The organism is Streptococcus infantis (assembly GCF_047464155.1).
GTDB lineage: Bacteria > Bacillota > Bacilli > Lactobacillales > Streptococcaceae > Streptococcus > Streptococcus infantis_U.
The window spans coordinates 1-17,618 of record NZ_JASHCL010000002.1 but is presented as its reverse complement, the minus strand read 5'-3'; the positions used below and the strand labels follow the sequence as shown (position 1 = coordinate 17,618).

Genomic DNA, 17,618 nt, shown 5'->3' with positions numbered 1-17,618 from the left:
GAGATAAAATGAAAGATTGTTTGTTAACAATTGTAATGCCCAGTTATAATATTCAGGACTACCTTTCAAAAGGGATTCAATCCTTTCAACAAGTAGACTCAAAGTACAAAGAAAAATTTGAGGTTTTAATTGTAAACGATGGTAGTACAGATGATACAGAAAAAGTAGCAGAAGAACTTTTGGGGAAAGATCCTCTACTGAATGGACGAGTAATAACGAAGGAAAATGGTGGACATGGTTCAACCATCAATCGTGGTATCCAAGAAGCAAAAGGGAAATTTTTTAAAGTTATTGACGGGGATGATTGGGTTATTCCGTCAGAATTTGAAAATTTTTTGGATAGTCTTGAAACTACTGATGCAGAAATGATTATTACCGATTTTACGGAACAACATGTATATAATAGTACTGCTATCCGAAATGATTTTATTGATAAATATGAAGTTGGTAATATTTATACGGGAATTCCTGATGTGCGAATTCCAATGCATTCAGTTACTTATAAAACATCTATCTTATCGAAGAATAACATTCGATTGAGTGAAAAAACTTTTTACGTTGATATGCAGTACACTCTGTTTCCTTTGGAGTATGTTCATAGTTTTGTCTACTGGAATTACGATGTTTATCAATACTATATTGGAAGGCCTGAACAGAGTATGAATATTGAGAGTATGAAGCGCAATGTCCGTCATCATTTGATTGTAACCAATTCTATCCTAGACTACTATTCTAGAATAAAAGATAATAATGTTTTAGAAAAAGTCGTTGCAGCTGTTCTAGAATATTTGATTAGCTTGCAGGTAGATTTGTCCTGGATGGTTGATGGTTCGGAGAAGCTTTCAAGAGAACTATATAGTAAAATCCAACAAAGTTCTTATGACTATATTCCTACGAAAAGATTTGATAAATTATCTTATCTAAACTATAGAACCAACTATATTCTAGGTTTTATTTTTAGTTCGATTTTGAAGAAGTACTCTAAGAAGAAAGAAAAAGAGAGAGGAATTTAGAATGTTTATCAGCATTGTTGTTCCGGTATACAACGTTGCAGATTATTTGCACTATGCGATAGATAGTCTAATGAAACAGACCTATCAAAACTTTGAAGTAATTCTTGTAAATGACGGTTCAACAGACAATTCTCCTATGTTATGCGAGGATTATGCAAATCGGTATGAAAATATCCATGTTTTTCACAAAGAAAATGGTGGTTTATCTGACGCACGTAACTTTGGAGTTTCTAAAGCGAGTTCAGATTGGATTTTCTTTTTAGATCCAGATGATTACCTTGAAGACTACACGCTTGAATTAATAGTAAAAATACAAGAAATACATCAAGCAGACTTGATTTCAACAAAGGTCAAAGCAACTTCAAAGTATGATGATTATAGTTCGTATCATCTTAAACAGTCAGACTATGAAAGCTTGAGTGTGATTACAAAGGAGAAGGCCTTGGAACTAATGTTGGACGACAAAGTTGCAACGGTTTCTGCCTGTGCTAAGCTTTATAAAAAAAGCATATTGGAACGCGTCCCTTTTCCAGTTGGGAAAATCTATGAGGATTTTTATGTTGTAGGAGAACACCTTGCTTTGGCTGAAAGAATCGTGATAAGCCCGCTTGAAACCTACAATTACTATCGTAGGGAAGGGAGTATAGTTCGTTCAACATTTACTGAAAAAAGATATGATTTCTTTAAAGCTGTTGCAAAAAATGAGGAAGTTGTTAAAAGAGAGTACATTCAGAGCCCGGCATTAAAGCAAGCTTTGCAAGCTAAAAAATTAGTAGGTGGTTTTGTAGTGATTGGTGCAAAAGCTGACTCAGGCTTAAAAGATTTTTCAAAAGATAAAGAGTTGTTGAAAGTCGAAATGAGTGAGTTGCTAAAAAATAGTAAGCTATCATGGAAAGTAAAACTAAAATACCTTATTTTTATGTTTAGCCCTAAATTGTATTTGTTGCTACGATAGTATCGTGCATAAAACCAATTTAATTTGCAACAAATATCAAAAAAATGTAGGAAAGAGGAAATATGATAGAAGCTTTTAGAATAATTGCCCATTATAAGTCTGTTCGGTCACAATTTCTAATTTCACGGATTGATTATAAATAGGACGGATTGACATGAAAGTATTAAAAAACTACGCCTACAATCTTTCTTATCAATTGTTGGTGATTATACTCCCGATTATTACGACTCCCTATGTGACACGGGTCTTTTCTTCGGATGATTTAGGGACGTATGGTTATTTTAATTCCATCGTTACTTACTTCATCCTCTTAGCGACGCTAGGAGTTGCCAACTATGGAACCAAGGTCATTTCAGGGCATCGCAAGGAAATCGAAAAAAACTTTTGGGGAATCTACTCCCTGCAATTAGGTGCAACTCTTCTTTCTCTAACCTTGTATGGCCTTCTTTGTATGGCTCTTCCCTTTATGCAAAATCCGGTAGCCTACATTCTAGGCTTGAGTTTAGTTTCTAAAGGTTTAGACATCTCTTGGCTCTTTCAAGGGTTGGAGGATTTTCGAAAGATTACTGTTCGAAACATCACGGTTAAAATCGTTGGGGTTACCTCTATCTTTCTCTTTGTCAAATCTGCAAACGACCTATATCTCTATGTTTTTTTACTAACCATATTTGAGCTTTTGGGGCAACTAAGTATGTGGTTGCCTGCTCGAGAGTTTATCGGTAGACCTCATTTTGACATAGAATATGCTAGGCATCATTTGAAGCCTGTTATACTATTATTCCTTCCTCAAGTAGCGATTTCCTTATATGTTACCTTAGACCGTACCATGCTTGGAGCTTTAGCTTCTACAAAGGATGTAGGGATTTATGACCAGGCTCTAAAGTTGGTAAATATCCTTCTGACCTTGGTAACTTCCTTGGGGAGTGTTATGCTACCTCGTGTTGCGCATTTATTAGCCACAGGTGATCATAAGGCAGTCAATAAGATGCATGAAATGTCCTTCCTCATTTATAATTTAGTCATTTTTCCAATGATGGCAGGAATCTTGATTGTCAATGATGATTTTGTTCAATTTTTCCTTGGTCAAGATTTTCAGGATGCACGCTATGCAATTGCAATTATGATCTTCCGTATGTTCTTTATCGGTTGGACCAATATTATGGGAATTCAGATATTGATCCCTCATAACCGAAATAAAGAATTCATGATTTCAACAACGGCTCCTGCAATTATCAGTGTAGGATTAAACTTGTTATTCCTTCCTAAGCTTGGTTATATCGGAGCAGCAATTGTTTCTGTCTTAACAGAGGCGCTAGTGTGGGCAATTCAATTGTTCTTTACCCGCAGATATCTAAAAGAAGTTCCTATTATCGGATCTTTGACAAAAATCATCCTAGCATCAGCTATCATGTATGGTCTTTTGCTTGTTTCAAAAATAGTTATTCATTTTTCACCAACCATAAATGTTCTAGTTTTTGCAGTGCTTGGTGGAATTATCTATCTTTTTGCAATTCTATCTTTGAAAGTGATAGATGTGAAAGAGTTAAAACAAATCATTGGGAAAAAATAGAATGCATAAAACTCGGAATATTAATTTGGATTTAATAAAAGTGCTTGCATGTATTGGAGTCGTTCTACTTCATACAACAATGATAGGATTTAAAGAAACTGGTTCTTGGAATCTTTTGGCATATTTATATTACTTAGGCACCTACTCTATACCTCTGTTTTTTATGGTCAATGGTTATTTATTGTTAGGAAAGAGTAATGTAACCTATTCCTACATACTGCCGAAAGTCAAATGGTTTTTAATAATAGTATCATCATGGACCATAATCATTTGGCTCTTTAAAAGAGACTTTACAGTTAATCCAATAAAAAAAATTGTAGGCTCTCTGTTGCAAAAAGGGTATTTCTCTCAGTTCTGGTTTTTTGGTGCACTAATACTTATTTATTTATGCCTACCTGTTTTGAAAAAAATTCTGAACTCAAAAAGAAAATATTTATACATTCTATCTTGCCTTATCGCTATTGGTTTAATGTTTGAGTTAGCAAATATTATACTTCAAATGCCGTTACAGTCATATGTTATACAAACCTTTAGGTTATGGACGTGGTTTTTCTACTATCTGTTAGGAGGTTTGCTAGCTCAATTTGATAAAGATTTTATAAAAAATGGGTTTAAGAGATGGATGAAAGTAGCTGCAATACTGTTGCTGTTGATTTCCCCAGTAATACTATTTTTCTTAGCAAAAACCATTTACCATAATCTTTTTGCTGAATATTTTTATGATATTCTATTTGTAAAAATTACAAGTTTAGGAATTTTCTTGACGGTATTTACACTTTCTTTGGATGAAAATAAAAGCAAATGGATTGTTTCCTTTTCTAATCAAACAATGGGAGTTTTCATAGTACATACTTATGTTATGAAAGTGTTGGAAAAACTACTTGGTTTTAGTTATACAGGTGCATATTTGCTTTTTCCGATATTCACTTTATGTATAAGTTTTATTGTTGTTAGTCTATTAATGAAAATTCCTTATTTCAATCGAATCGTCAAATTATAAAAAGGAGAATAAAATGTACGACTATCTTATCGTTGGTGCAGGTTTGTCTGGAGCAATCTTTGCACATGAAGCTACAAAACGTGGCAAAAAAGTAAAAGTGATTGACAAGCGTGATCACATCGGTGGAAATATCTACTGTGAAAATGTTGAAGACATCAATGTCCACAAGTATGGTGCCCACATTTTCCATACCTCAAACAAAAAGGTTTGGGACTATGTGAACCAGTTCGCTGAATTCAATAACTATATCAACTCACCAGTGGCTAACTACAAGGGCAGCCTCTACAATCTTCCTTTCAACATGAATACCTTCTACGCTATGTGGGGAACTAAGACACCACAAGAAGTCAAGGATAAGATTGCAGAGCAAACGGCTGACATGAAGGATGTTGAACCTAAAAACCTGGAAGAACAAGCGATCAAGTTGATTGGTCCAGATATCTACGAAAAGTTGATTAAGGGCTATACAGAAAAACAATGGGGACGCTCTGCAACAGACCTTCCTCCATTTATCATCAAACGTCTTCCAGTTCGTTTGACCTTTGATAACAACTACTTTAATGACCGTTACCAAGGAATTCCAATCGGTGGATACAACGTCATCATTGAAAACATGCTAGGTGATGTGGAAGTAGAGCTTGGTGTTGATTTCTTTGCTAATCGTGAAGAGCTTGAAGCATCAGCTGATAAAGTTGTCTTTACAGGGATGATTGACCAGTACTTTGACTACAAACACGGTGAGTTGGAGTATCGCAGTCTTCGTTTTGAACACGAAGTCTTGGATGAGGAGAATCATCAAGGAAATGCCGTGGTCAACTACACCGAGCGTGAGATTCCTTATACTCGTATCATTGAGCATAAGCACTTCGAGTATGGCACCCAACCAAAGACAGTTATCACTCGTGAATACCCAGCTGATTGGAAACGTGGAGATGAACCATATTACCCAATCAACGATGAAAAGAACAACGCCATGTTTGCTAAGTACCAAAAAGAAGCAGCAAAAAATGACAAGGTTATCTTCTGTGGACGTTTGGCAGACTATAAATACTACGACATGCACGTGGTTATTGAGCGTGCACTTGAAGTTGTGGAGAAAGAATTTTCATAAAAAGAAGCTAGTTTCTAGCTTCTTTTTTTCTTTAAGAAAAATGAGACACCTTTAATAAGCCAAGATTGTTTAGTGAAAGTTGGTATTACCCTTGTCATGAAAACAAAAATGAAAATAAATGTAATTAAATAAACAAATTTTGGAAAAAACAGTAACTTTCACATCTGTCTTTCAGCTTTTCTGGTTGTCTTTCACTCTTTTTCAGAGAAAAAGATAAAAACAATCACTTGTAATGGAATATTAAAATAATTTTAATGAAAAACCTTCGATAAAGTCACAAAAAATTAGGCACGAATCGGATTTTTGTGATATAATATTCTGTGAATAGCTATGCCTTCTTGTAGCTGTTAAAAAATCAAAGTGTGAAACTTGGAAGATAGAGAGGACGCAATGTAATGACTAGAAATGGTTTCTTTACAGGCTTAGATATTGGAACAAGCTCAATTAAAGTATTAGTTGCTGAGCTTGTAGATGGTGAAGTAAATGTAATCGGTGTTAGCAACGCCAAAAGTAAAGGTGTCAAGGATGGAATTATCGTTGACATCGAGGCCGCAGCAACGGCTATCAAATCTGCTATTTCTCAAGCAGAAGAAAAAGCAGGAATTTCAATCAAATCAGTAAACGTTGGGCTTCCAGCAAACTTGTTGCAAGTGGAACCAACTCAGGGAATGATTCCTGTAACATCAGATACAAAAGAAATTACAGATCAAGATGTTGAGAATGTTGTCAAATCTGCTTTGACAAAGAGCATGACACCTGATCGTGAAGTGATTACGTTTGTGCCAGAAGAATTTGTAGTAGACGGCTTCCAAGGTATTCGTGACCCTCGTGGTATGATGGGTGTTCGTTTGGAAATGCGTGGACTTCTCTATACAGGTCCAAGAACCATTCTTCACAACCTTCGTAAAACTGTAGAACGTGTTGGAGTTCAAGTCGATAACGTGATTATTTCACCACTTGCAATTGTAAACTCTGTTCTTAACGAAGGCGAACGTGAGTTTGGAGCAACAGTTATCGATATGGGTGGTGGCCAAACAAGCGTTGCTACTATCCGTAATCAAGAGCTTCAATACACAAATGTTTACCAAGAAGGTGGCGATTACGTCACTAAAGACATTTCAAAAGTTCTTAAAACTTCTAAGAAAATTGCAGAAGGTTTGAAACTGAACTATGGTGAAGCTTATCCGCAACTTGCAAGCAAAGAAACTTTCCAAGTTGAAGTGATTGGTGAAGTAGAACCTGTAGAAGTTACAGAAGAATACTTGGCTCAAATTATTTCAGCTCGATTGAAACACATCTTTGAACAAATCAAACAAGATTTGGAAAGAAGACATTTGTTGGACTTGCCAGGTGGTATTGCTCTGATTGGTGGAAATGCTATTCTACCAGGTATCGTTGAGCTTGCCCAAGAAGTACTTGGAGTTCGTGTAAAACTTTACGTTCCAAACCAAGTGGGTATCCGCAATCCTGCATTTGCTCATGTGATTAGTTTGTCTGAATTTGCTGGAAGCCTTACAGAAATTAATGTTTTGGCTCAAAGAGCTATCAGAGGAGATCAAGTTTTGCGTCAACAACCGATTGATTTCAGAACTTCAAGTCAGGAAAAACCTGCAACTTCTCAACGTTCAGTGTTTGGTACAACTTCAACTGAATCAGCAGAACCGACTTATACTGCTGACTCAGCAACTTCAAATCAATCAGAAGAAAAACCAAAATTGACTGAGCGATTCCGTAGCTTAATCGGAAGCATGTTTGATGAATAGGATAGAGGGATAAAATATGACATTTTCATTTGATACAGCAGCAGCACAAGGTGCAGTAATTAAAGTAATTGGTGTCGGTGGTGGCGGTGGAAACGCCATTAACCGCATGGTTGACGAAGGCGTTTCAGGTGTTGAGTTCATCGCAGCCAACACAGATGTACAAGCCTTGAGCAGTACAAAAGCTGAAACAGTTATCCAACTTGGTCCAAAATTAACTCGTGGACTTGGTGCTGGAGGACAGCCTGAAGTTGGTCGTAAGGCTGCTGAAGAAAGCGAAGAAGTAATTACTGAAGCTATCAGTGGTGCAGATATGGTCTTCATCACTGCTGGTATGGGTGGTGGTTCTGGTACAGGTGCTGCACCAGTTATCGCTCGTATCGCTAAAGGTTTAGGTGCTTTGACTGTTGCTGTTGTGACACGTCCATTCGGTTTCGAAGGAAGCAAACGTGGTCAATTTGCAGTCGAAGGGATCAACGAACTTCGCGAACATGTTGATACTCTCTTGATTATCTCAAACAACAACTTATTAGAAATTGTTGACAAGAAAACTCCACTTCTTGAAGCTTTGTCTGAAGCAGATAACGTTCTTCGTCAAGGTGTTCAAGGGATTACAGATTTGATTACAAATCCTGGTTTGATCAACTTGGACTTCGCAGACGTGAAGACGGTGATGGCAAACAAAGGAAATGCCCTTATGGGTATTGGTATCGGTAGCGGAGAAGAACGCGTTATTGAAGCGGCTCGTAAAGCTATCTACTCACCACTTCTTGAAACAACTATCGATGGAGCAGAAGATGTTATCGTGAACGTAACTGGTGGTTTGGATATGACTTTGATTGAAGCAGAAGAAGCTTCTGAAATCGTCAATCAAGCTGCTGGACATGGCGTAAATATCTGGCTCGGTACTTCTATTGATGAATCAATGAAAGATGAAATCCGTGTAACTGTTGTTGCTACTGGAGTTCGTCAAGATGCAGTCGATAAAGTTGTAGCGCCACAACCAAGACAAGCGTCATTCCGTGAACCAGTAAGAACTGCTCACACTCACACTTATGACCGTCATTTTGATTTGGCTGAAACAGCTGAACTTCCAACTCCTTCACAACGTCAAACTGAAGCTCCTAAAGCATCGGCTTTTGGTGATTGGGACTTGAGACGTGATTCAATTGTTCGTCAAGGTGAATCAGTCGTATCTCCAGTTGAACGTTTCGAAGCACCATCTTCTGACGAAGATGAGTTGGAAACACCACCATTCTTTAAAAACCGTTAATAGAGATGGATTTAAAAGAAAATACAAATCAGGTATTTCAACAGGTTACAAAAGCAATTCAAGAAACCGGCCGTGAAGACGGTTCGGTTTCTGTAATTGCCGTAACAAAATATGTTGATATTGCAACTGCAGCAAATTTGATTGACCAAGGAGTCAAACACATTGGTGAAAACCGTGTTGACAAATTTCTTGAGAAGTATCATGCTTTAAGTGATAAAGATGTTACTTGGCACTTGATTGGTAGCTTACAAAGAAGAAAAGTCAAGGATATCATTCCTTATGTTGATTATTTTCACGCTTTAGATTCTTTGAAATTAGCTCAAGAAATTCAAAAACGTGCCAATCGTACGGTTAAATGTTTTTTGCAGGTCAATATTTCTGGAGAGGAAAGCAAGCATGGTTTTTCAAAAGAAGAACTATTGACAGTCTTGCCAGACTTGTCTAGCTTGGATAAAATCGAGTATGTTGGTCTCATGACCATGGCTCCCTTTGAAGCCCAAACAGAAGAGTTGCAAAAAATCTTTAAAGAAACGCAAGAGTTGCAACAATACATTCGTGAACAACAACTCCCCAATATGCCAATGACAGAACTAAGTATGGGAATGAGCCGTGACTATAAAGAAGCGATTCAGTGTGGCTCGACTTTCGTTCGAATTGGTACTGCATTTTTTAAATAGGAAATAATCATGTCATTAAAAGATAAATTTGATAAATTTATAGATTACTTTACAGAAGATGGAGATGAAGTTGCTTCAGAAGTTGTCGCTGCACGTTCTGAACGTCCACTAGCTTCAGTTCCTCCAAAGAGAGAATTACCTCAGCAAGCTTCTGCTGCTCAAGAACCTTCACCAGTTGAGACAAAAGAGAAGAATATTACAAAACTTCATGCCCGTCAGCAACAACTAGCAATTGAAAGCCATCACTCTACTGAAAAAGTAACCATCGATGTTCGTTACCCACGCCGTTATGAAGATGCAACAGATATTGTTGATTTGTTGGCTGGAAATGAAAGTATCTTGATTGACTTCCAATATATGACAGAAGTTCAAGCTCGTCGTTGTTTGGATTACTTGGATGGAGCACGTCATGTTCTTGCTGGTGAGTTAAGAAAAGTAGCGAACACAATGTATCTTTTGACACCTGTTGGTGTTGTGGTAAACATTGAAGATATTCGTTTACCTGAAGAAGCTCAAAGCGAAGGATACGACTTTGACATGAAGAGAAATAGAGTACGTTAATGTTTCTAATAATTCGTTTTATCCAAAATGCTACAGATATCTATTCGCTGATACTTGTAGCTTTTGCTCTATTATCATGGTTTCCAAATGCCTATAACACCCAGTTGGGGAAGTTTTTAGAGACTTTGTGTAAACCAATTCTTGAACCTCTAAAACGTCTACCTCTTCAAATCGCAGGTTTGGATTTCTCTGTTTGGATAGCCCTAATTCTCTTGCGCATGATAAGTCGCTATCTCATCAATTTGTTGGTAGTTTTATGAGTAAAGAACTTTACCAACATTTCGCAACAGAAGATATCCCTTTTATCGACAAGGGTTTGGAGTGGTTAGGACAGGTAGAAGAACATTACGCACCGATTTTATCTCCTTTTATAAACCCTCACCAAATCTTTATCTTAGAAACATTGGGAAATAATAGAGGAGTAAAGACTTTTGCTAGTACTAGTTTTGTACCTTCAGAGTATGCTCGGGTCATTCTAGCGCCGGATTACTTTACGCCAAGTTTGGAAGATTTTGAAATGACCTTGCTTGAGATTGAGTATTCCAGCAAGTTTCAACAACTAACCCATTCAAAAATTCTGGGAACAGTTCTCAATCGGCTAGGTATTGACCGAAAGTTATTTGGAGACATTCTGGTAACAGAAGAGAAAGCCCAAATTATTGTCGATCGAAGATTTACCACTCTTTTCCAGGATGGGATTAAAAAGATTTCCAAGCTGCCTGTAAGTTTAGTAGAACGTCCTTTTTCAGATAAGATAGAGTCTAAAGATGAGTATCAAGAAAAGGAAATCTTGGTTTCAAGCCTGCGACTAGATGCCTTTTTATCTAGTATATTGAAATTATCACGTTCACAAACTTCAGCCCTAGTTGAAAAGAAGTTGGTTCAGGTTAATTATCATATAGTTGAAAAGTCTGACTATCAAGTAAAAGTTGGGGATTTGATAAGTGTCAGACGGTTTGGCCGAATCATCTTGCTTAAAGAAAACGGTCAAACCAAGAAAGATAAGATAAAATTAACAGTCCAACTACTTTTAAGCAAGTGAGAAAATATGTCAATTACACCACAAGATATTACTGACAAGGAATTCTCAAGAAAATTCAGAGGCTACGATCAGGAAGAGGTTGACCTATTTCTAGATAAGATTTATTTTGAATTAGAGGAATTAATCCGATACAAAGAGGAAACTGAACTCTATATCAAAAAACTAGAAGAACGTCTTTCCTATTATACGACTGATATTCCTAAAAGAACAGTAACAAACGAGCAAGAACCAGAAGCAATTAATGATTCTATTTTTTATTAAATAAGTGAGGGAAAATATGCCAATTACATCGTTAGAAATTAAGGATAAAACCTTTGGTGTTCAGTTTAGAGGTTTTAACCGTGAAGAAGTTGATGAATTTTTAGATATTGTTGTTCGGGACTATGAAGATTTAGTTCGTAGCAATCATGAAAAGGATCAACATATCAAAAATTTAGAAGAGCGTCTATCTTATTTTGACGAAATCAAAGATTCGTTGAGTCAGTCAGTTTTGATTGCCCAAGACACAGCTGAACGTGTAAAACAAGCTGCGAATGACCGTTCTAATAACATCATTAAGCAGGCTGAGCAAGATGCTCAACGTTTACTTGATGAAGCTAAGTATAAAGCCAATGAAATTTTGCGACAAGCTACAGATAATGCTAAAAAAGTTGCTGTGGAAACTGAAGAGTTGAAGAACAAGAGTCGCGTCTTCCACCAACGTTTGAAATCAACAATCGAAAGTCAGTTGGCTATTGTTGATTCATCAGATTGGGAAGAAATTTTGCGTCCGACTGCAACTTATCTTCAAACGAGTGACGAAGCTTTCAAGGAAGTTGTCCGAGAGGTTCTAGGTGAAGATGTATCGTCATACCATGAAGAAGAGCCGATTGACATGACTCGTCAATTCTCTCCAGAAGAAGTTGCAGAACTTCAAGCACGTATTGAAGCAGCTAACAAAGAATTGTTGGAAACGCAACAAAATGCTGAAGAGTCAACTGAAACTGCAGTTGAAGTTCAGCCAGTTGCTGAAACTCCTGTTGAACCATCGCATGAGGAAGGACCTCAAGACGATCCTAACACTCAACAAGAGTCAGTTCTAATTTTATAAGAATCTCATTAGAGAACAAGAATTTATCAAACACATTTCTAGCGAGTAGGAGATGGTGGAAGTCCTACAATCCCTGTTGGTAAATTTATCCTCTCTTAGAATCAAATCTGAAAATAGTAAGATTTGACGTTGCCCACGTTACGGGAAAAGAGGGAAAGAGACTAGGTCTTTTTCCGAACAAAGGTGGTACCACGATTTTCGTCCTTTTTGCGAGTCGTGGTTTTTATATTGTCAATTTACATTAAAGGAGTAAACATGAAACTTAAAGAAACCCTCAATCTTGGGAAAACAGAATTTCCAATGCGTGCCGGACTTCCAACTAAAGAGCCAGTTTGGCAAAAAGAGTGGGAAGAAGCAAAACTCTATCAACGTCGTCAAGAGCTAAATGAAGGAAAACCACATTTCACGCTTCATGATGGCCCTCCATACGCTAACGGAAATATCCACGTAGGACATGCCATGAACAAGATTTCGAAAGATATCATTGTTCGTTCTAAGTCTATGTCAGGATTTTACGCACCATATATCCCAGGTTGGGATACACACGGTCTGCCAATCGAGCAAGTCTTGGCTAAACAAGGTGTTAAACGCAAAGAAATGGACTTGGTTGAGTACTTGAAACTTTGCCGTGAATACGCTCTTTCTCAAGTAGATAAACAACGCGAAGACTTCAAACGTTTGGGTGTTTCAGGTGACTGGGAAAATCCTTATGTAACCTTGACGCCAGACTATGAAGCAGCGCAAATCCGCGTCTTCGGTGAGATGGCTAACAAAGGCTACATCTACCGCGGAGCTAAGCCAGTTTACTGGTCTTGGTCTTCTGAGTCAGCGCTTGCTGAAGCGGAAATTGAATACCATGACTTAGTTTCAACTTCTCTTTACTATGCTAATAAGGTTAAAGATGGCAAAGGTGTCCTTGATACAGATACTTACATTGTTGTTTGGACAACAACTCCATTCACCATCACAGCTTCTCGTGGTTTGACTGTTGGTGCGGATATTGATTACGTCTTGGTGCAACCAGCTGGCGAAACTCGTAAATTTGTAGTTGCTGCTGAATTGTTGAATAGCTTGTCTGAGAAATTCGGTTGGGCGGATGTTCAAGTCTTGGCAACTTACCGTGGTTCAGAATTAAACCATATCGTGACAGAACACCCATGGGATACAGCTGTAGATGAACTCGTTATCCTTGGTGATCACGTTACAACTGATTCTGGTACAGGTATCGTCCATACAGCCCCTGGTTTTGGTGAGGACGACTACAATGTCGGTGTTGCCAATGGTCTTGAAGTTGCTGTAACTGTCAACGAACGCGGTATCATGATGGCTAATGCTGGCGCTGAGTTTGAAGGTCAATTTTATGACAAGGTTGTGCCAACAGTTATTGAAAAACTTGGAAATCTTCTTCTTGCTCAAGAAGAAATCTCTCACTCCTATCCATTTGACTGGCGTACGAAAAAACCAATTATCTGGCGTGCGGTACCTCAATGGTTTGCTTCTGTATCTAAATTCCGCCAAGAAATCTTGGACGAAATTGAAAAAGTGAAGTTCCACTCAGAGTGGGGTAAAGTCCGCCTTTACAATATGATTCGTGACCGTGGTGACTGGGTTATCTCTCGCCAACGTGCTTGGGGTGTTCCTCTTCCAATCTTCTATGCAGAAGACGGAACACCAATCATGACAGCTGAAACCATCGAGCATGTAGCTCAACTCTTTGAAGAATATGGTTCAATCATCTGGTGGGAACGTGACGCTAAAGGCCTCTTGCCTGAAGGATTTACCCATCCTGGTTCACCAAATGGTGAATTCAAGAAAGAAACAGACATCATGGATGTATGGTTCGACTCAGGTTCATCATGGAATGGTGTCGTGGTTAACCGTCCAGAACTCAAATATCCAGCAGATCTTTATCTTGAAGGGTCAGACCAATACCGTGGTTGGTTCAACTCATCACTCATCACCTCTGTAGCTAACCATGGTGTGGCACCATACAAACAAATCTTGTCACAAGGTTTTGCCCTTGACGGTAAAGGTGAAAAGATGTCTAAATCACTTGGAAATACCATTGCTCCAAGCGATGTTGAAAAACAATTTGGTGCTGAAATCTTGCGTCTCTGGGTAACCAGTGTTGACTCAAGCAACGATGTGCGTATCTCTATGGATATCTTGAGCCAAGTTTCTGAAACTTACCGTAAGATCCGTAACACTCTTCGTTTCTTGATTGCTAACACATCTGACTTTAATCCAGCTGAGGATGCTGTCGCTTATGAAGAACTTCGTTCTGTTGATAAGTACATGACCATCCGCTTTAACCAACTTGTCAAGACGATTCGTGATGCTTATGTAAACTTCGAATTCTTGACAATCTACAAGGCATTGGTGAACTTTATCAACGTTGACCTATCTGCCTTCTACCTTGACTTTGCCAAAGATGTTGTTTACATTGAAGGAGCTAAGTCACTTGAACGCCGTCAAATGCAAACTGTCTTCTATGACATCCTTGTAAAAATTACCAAACTCTTAACACCGATCCTTCCTCACACTGCGGAAGAAATCTGGTCTTACCTCGAGTTTGAAGCGGAAGAATTTGTTCAATTGTCAGAATTGCCAGAAGCACAAACATTTGCGAATCAAGAGGAAATCTTGGATACCTGGTCAGCCTTCATGGACTTCCGTGGCCAAGCTCAAAAAGCCTTGGAAGAAGCGCGTAACGAAAAAATCATCGGTAAATCTCTTGAAGCTCACTTGACTGTTTATCCAAATGAAGTGGTGAAAACTCTTCTTGGAGCTGTTGATAGCAATGTAGCACAACTCTTGATTGTTTCTGAATTAACCATCGCAGAAGGACCAGCTCCAGAAGGTGCAGTGGCCTTTGAAGATGTGGCCTTCACAGTTGACCGTGCAGCTGGTGAAGTTTGTGACCGTTGTCGTCGTATCGATCCAACAACAGCAGAACGTAGCTATAATGCGACCGTCTGTGATCACTGTGCAAACATCGTTGAAGAAAACTTTGCGGATGCAGTAGCAGAAGGATTTGAAGCTAAATAGTCTAACAAAAATACAGGAGAAATTCCTGTATTTTTTTAAAAAATAAAAACTTTAATAAAAATATGGTATAATATACCTTATTAAAATAAAAGGAGATATTTATGAAGACAAAAACACTAGCACAAGTAGATGGCTTTATTGGTATTATTGCAGGGGCAATTTTAGCTTTCTTACCAATTTTTATGGTATTTCTTGCAGCCATTTCTGAAGACGAAGATGCTGCAGGGCTAATTTTGGGCATTATTTTCATTGTTTTCTCTTTAGTGAAAATTGCAACCCTCATTCTTGGAATCCTCTCACTTGTCTACTATAAGGATGACAATCGTATTTCACTAGCACCATCGATTCTATTTATCGTTGGATCTGTAGTTGCCTTGATTCCTTTCCTTGGGTGGATTGGTGGAATCGTCCTTGTCATTGGTGGAGCGTTGTACCTAGCAAGCTTGAAACAATTTAGAATTGAAGAATAAATTATTTTTTAGGGAAGAGTCCAAGAGCTCTTCTCTTTTTCGTTGATTTTAACTAGCTTTTTTGTGAAAAATTGTGTAAAATAGAATAGATAAACGAGGGCAACCTCGAAAAATAAAAGGAGAATCCAACTAATGGTAAAATTGGTTTTTGCTCGCCACGGTGAGTCTGAATGGAACAAAGCTAACCTTTTCACAGGATGGGCTGACGTAGATCTTTCTGAAAAAGGTACTCAACAAGCTATCGATGCTGGTAAATTGATCAAAGAAGCTGGTATTGAATTTGACCAAGCTTACACTTCAGTATTAAAACGTGCTATCAAAACAACTAACCTTGCACTTGAAGCATCTGACCAACTTTGGGTTCCAGTTGAAAAATCATGGCGCTTGAACGAACGTCACTACGGTGGTTTGACTGGTAAAAACAAAGCTGAAGCTGCTGAACAATTTGGTGATGAGCAAGTTCACATCTGGCGTCGTTCATACGATGTATTGCCTCCAGCAATGCCTCGTGATGATGAGTACTCAGCTCATACTGACCGTCGTTACGCTTCACTTGATGACTCAGTAATTCCAGATGCTGAAAACTTGAAAGTGACTTTGGAACGCGCTCTTCCATTCTGGGAAGATAAAATCGCTCCAGCACTTAAAGATGGTAAAAACGTATTCGTAGGTGCACACGGCAACTCAATCCGCGCCCTTGTAAAACACATCAAACAATTGTCAGACGACGAAATCATGGATGTGGAAATCCCTAACTTCCCACCATTGGTATTCGAATTTGACGAAAAATTGAACGTAGTTAAAGAATACTACCTTGGAAAATAATGTAAAATAGAGTCTAGGATTATTCCTAGGCTTTTTTATTTTAAAAATAGGAAAATGCAGAATGCAATTTAACTTGTCAAAGACAGGGATTCTTGTTATAATAGATAAGATGGAGGCGCTATGGCACTTAAAAAAGCAAGTTTAGCCTGTGCGGTTTGTGGTTCGAGAAACTACTCAATTAAAATTAGTGGGAATCCAAAACCGACTCGCTTAGAAGTAAATAAATTTTGTAAACATTGTGGTAAATACACAACACATAGAGAAACGAGATAGGAGATAAAAATGGGTTTTATTAAGGATATCTTTACTCTTCTTAAAGATACAACTTGGCCAACTCGAAAACAAAGTTGGGTAGATTTTAAATCTATCATGGAATACACTGCCTTCTTTGTAGTTATTATTTATATTTTTGACCAATTAATCGTTAGCGGATTAATTCGATTCATTAATATTTTTTAAAATAGAACAAATTCACTGAAAGAAGTTTACTGTTAAGAAAGGAAAAAAGATGGATAGTTTTGACAAAGGATGGTTTGTCCTACAAACATATTCTGGTTATGAAAATAAAGTAAAAGAAAATCTCTTGCAACGTGCACAGACATACAATATGTTGGATAACATCTTGCGTGTTGAAATCCCAACTCAAACTGTACAAGTTGAAAAAAATGGGAAGAAAAAAGAAGTTGAAGAAAATCGTTTCCCAGGTTATGTTCTTGTAGAGATGGTTATGACAGATGAAGCTTGGTTTGTAGTGCGTAACACACCAAACGTTACTGGATTTGTTGGGTCACACGGTAACAGATCTAAACCAACTCCACTATTGGAACAAGAAATCAGAGATATCTTGGTATCAATGGGACAAACTGTACAAGAATTCAATATCAATGTTGAAGTAGGTCAAACTGTCCGTATTATCGATGGTGCCTTTGCTGATTACACAGGAAAAATTACTGAAATTGATAATAACAAAGTGAAAATGATAATTTCAATGTTTGGTAATGATACAGTAGCAGAAGTAAACTTGAATCAAATTGCTGAATTGTGATTGCCGACATTCTATTTGTAGCTATTGACTCTAGTCAACTAATTTTTTATAAAACCAGTTGACAAGCGTCAAAAAGTAGGTATAATAGAAAGAGTTGACAAGCTCAGGGTCCGTTGGTCAAGGGGTTAAGACACCGCCTTTTCACGGCGGTAACACGGGTTCGAATCCCGTACGGACT

The 17,618-nt window shown here is 37.8% G+C and carries 19 protein-coding genes, 1 tRNA gene and 1 pseudogene; all 21 read left to right on the top strand.

Annotation, left to right across the window (positions count from 1 at the left end):
* The first annotated feature begins 8 nt into the window (after positions 1–8).
* The 21 genes and pseudogenes from QM810_RS04380 (at position 9) to QM810_RS04280 (ending at position 17,618) form a co-directional block, all read left to right on the top strand.
* The gene (locus tag QM810_RS04380) at positions 9–1,013 is read left to right on the top strand and encodes a glycosyltransferase family 2 protein (RefSeq protein WP_414253990.1); all 1,005 of its coding nucleotides are present in this window, start codon (positions 9–11) and stop codon (positions 1,011–1,013) included.
* A gap of 1 nt (position 1,014) precedes the next feature.
* Positions 1,015–1,968 (top strand): glycosyltransferase family 2 protein, encoded by a 954-nt coding sequence (locus QM810_RS04375; protein ID WP_414253989.1) that lies wholly within the window; start codon positions 1,015–1,017, stop codon positions 1,966–1,968.
* Between the two features lie 154 nt (positions 1,969–2,122).
* A complete protein-coding gene (locus QM810_RS04370; RefSeq protein ID WP_414253988.1) occupies positions 2,123–3,538 on the top strand; it encodes a flippase in 1,416 nt (471 codons plus the stop codon).
* Between the two features lies 1 nt (position 3,539).
* Positions 3,540–4,538 (top strand): acyltransferase, encoded by a 999-nt coding sequence (locus QM810_RS04365; protein ID WP_303407584.1) that lies wholly within the window; start codon positions 3,540–3,542, stop codon positions 4,536–4,538.
* Positions 4,539–4,551: 13 nt separating this feature from the next.
* Complete coding sequence (glf, locus tag QM810_RS04360; RefSeq protein WP_414253987.1) at positions 4,552–5,649, top strand: UDP-galactopyranose mutase; 1,098 nt, start codon at positions 4,552–4,554, stop codon at positions 5,647–5,649.
* 395 nt (positions 5,650–6,044) lie between these two features.
* Positions 6,045–7,236: pseudogene (gene ftsA, locus QM810_RS04355) on the top strand (cell division protein FtsA); the annotation flags it as partial.
* A complete protein-coding gene (locus QM810_RS04350; RefSeq protein WP_414254204.1) occupies positions 7,212–7,412 on the top strand; it encodes a cell division protein FtsA C-terminal domain-containing protein in 201 nt (66 codons plus the stop codon). The pseudogene ftsA and the gene QM810_RS04350, both read left to right, overlap by 25 nt.
* Positions 7,413–7,428: 16 nt before the next feature.
* Entirely contained in the window at positions 7,429–8,682 is a 1,254-nt protein-coding gene (gene ftsZ / locus QM810_RS04345; RefSeq protein WP_414253986.1) for a cell division protein FtsZ, read from the top strand.
* 5 nt (positions 8,683–8,687) lie between these two features.
* Positions 8,688–9,359, top strand: coding sequence for a YggS family pyridoxal phosphate-dependent enzyme (locus QM810_RS04340; protein ID WP_414253985.1), 672 nt, complete (start codon positions 8,688–8,690; stop codon positions 9,357–9,359).
* A 9-nt stretch (positions 9,360–9,368) separates the two neighbouring features.
* Positions 9,369–9,920 (top strand): cell division protein SepF, encoded by a 552-nt coding sequence (locus QM810_RS04335; protein ID WP_254730830.1) that lies wholly within the window; start codon positions 9,369–9,371, stop codon positions 9,918–9,920.
* Complete coding sequence (locus QM810_RS04330; protein ID WP_006153053.1) at positions 9,920–10,180, top strand: YggT family protein; 261 nt, start codon at positions 9,920–9,922, stop codon at positions 10,178–10,180. Before QM810_RS04335 ends, QM810_RS04330 begins: the two co-directional genes overlap by 1 nt.
* Positions 10,177–10,962, top strand: coding sequence for an RNA-binding protein (locus QM810_RS04325; RefSeq protein WP_414253984.1), 786 nt, complete (start codon positions 10,177–10,179; stop codon positions 10,960–10,962). The genes QM810_RS04330 and QM810_RS04325 overlap by 4 nt, the downstream gene beginning before the upstream one ends.
* Positions 10,963–10,968: 6 nt before the next feature.
* Complete coding sequence (locus tag QM810_RS04320) at positions 10,969–11,223, top strand: DivIVA domain-containing protein (RefSeq protein ID WP_178894633.1); 255 nt, start codon at positions 10,969–10,971, stop codon at positions 11,221–11,223.
* A 16-nt stretch (positions 11,224–11,239) separates the two neighbouring features.
* Entirely contained in the window at positions 11,240–12,052 is an 813-nt protein-coding gene (locus tag QM810_RS04315; RefSeq protein ID WP_254730833.1) for a DivIVA domain-containing protein, read from the top strand.
* A 255-nt stretch (positions 12,053–12,307) separates the two neighbouring features.
* Entirely contained in the window at positions 12,308–15,100 is a 2,793-nt protein-coding gene (gene ileS / locus QM810_RS04310; protein ID WP_414253983.1) for an isoleucine--tRNA ligase, read from the top strand.
* Positions 15,101–15,201: 101 nt separating this feature from the next.
* The gene (locus QM810_RS04305) at positions 15,202–15,570 is read left to right on the top strand and encodes a hypothetical protein (RefSeq protein WP_004254107.1); all 369 of its coding nucleotides are present in this window, start codon (positions 15,202–15,204) and stop codon (positions 15,568–15,570) included.
* A gap of 132 nt (positions 15,571–15,702) precedes the next feature.
* Positions 15,703–16,395, top strand: coding sequence for a phosphoglycerate mutase (locus tag QM810_RS04300; protein WP_016466134.1), 693 nt, complete (start codon positions 15,703–15,705; stop codon positions 16,393–16,395).
* A 120-nt stretch (positions 16,396–16,515) separates the two neighbouring features.
* Complete coding sequence (gene rpmG, locus QM810_RS04295; protein ID WP_001809375.1) at positions 16,516–16,668, top strand: 50S ribosomal protein L33; 153 nt, start codon at positions 16,516–16,518, stop codon at positions 16,666–16,668.
* A 9-nt stretch (positions 16,669–16,677) separates the two neighbouring features.
* The gene (secE, locus tag QM810_RS04290; RefSeq protein WP_004254104.1) at positions 16,678–16,854 is read left to right on the top strand and encodes a preprotein translocase subunit SecE; all 177 of its coding nucleotides are present in this window, start codon (positions 16,678–16,680) and stop codon (positions 16,852–16,854) included.
* A 49-nt stretch (positions 16,855–16,903) separates the two neighbouring features.
* The gene (gene nusG / locus QM810_RS04285; protein ID WP_006149705.1) at positions 16,904–17,440 is read left to right on the top strand and encodes a transcription termination/antitermination protein NusG; all 537 of its coding nucleotides are present in this window, start codon (positions 16,904–16,906) and stop codon (positions 17,438–17,440) included.
* Positions 17,441–17,547: 107 nt separating this feature from the next.
* Positions 17,548–17,618: transfer RNA gene (locus QM810_RS04280), tRNA-Glu, on the top strand.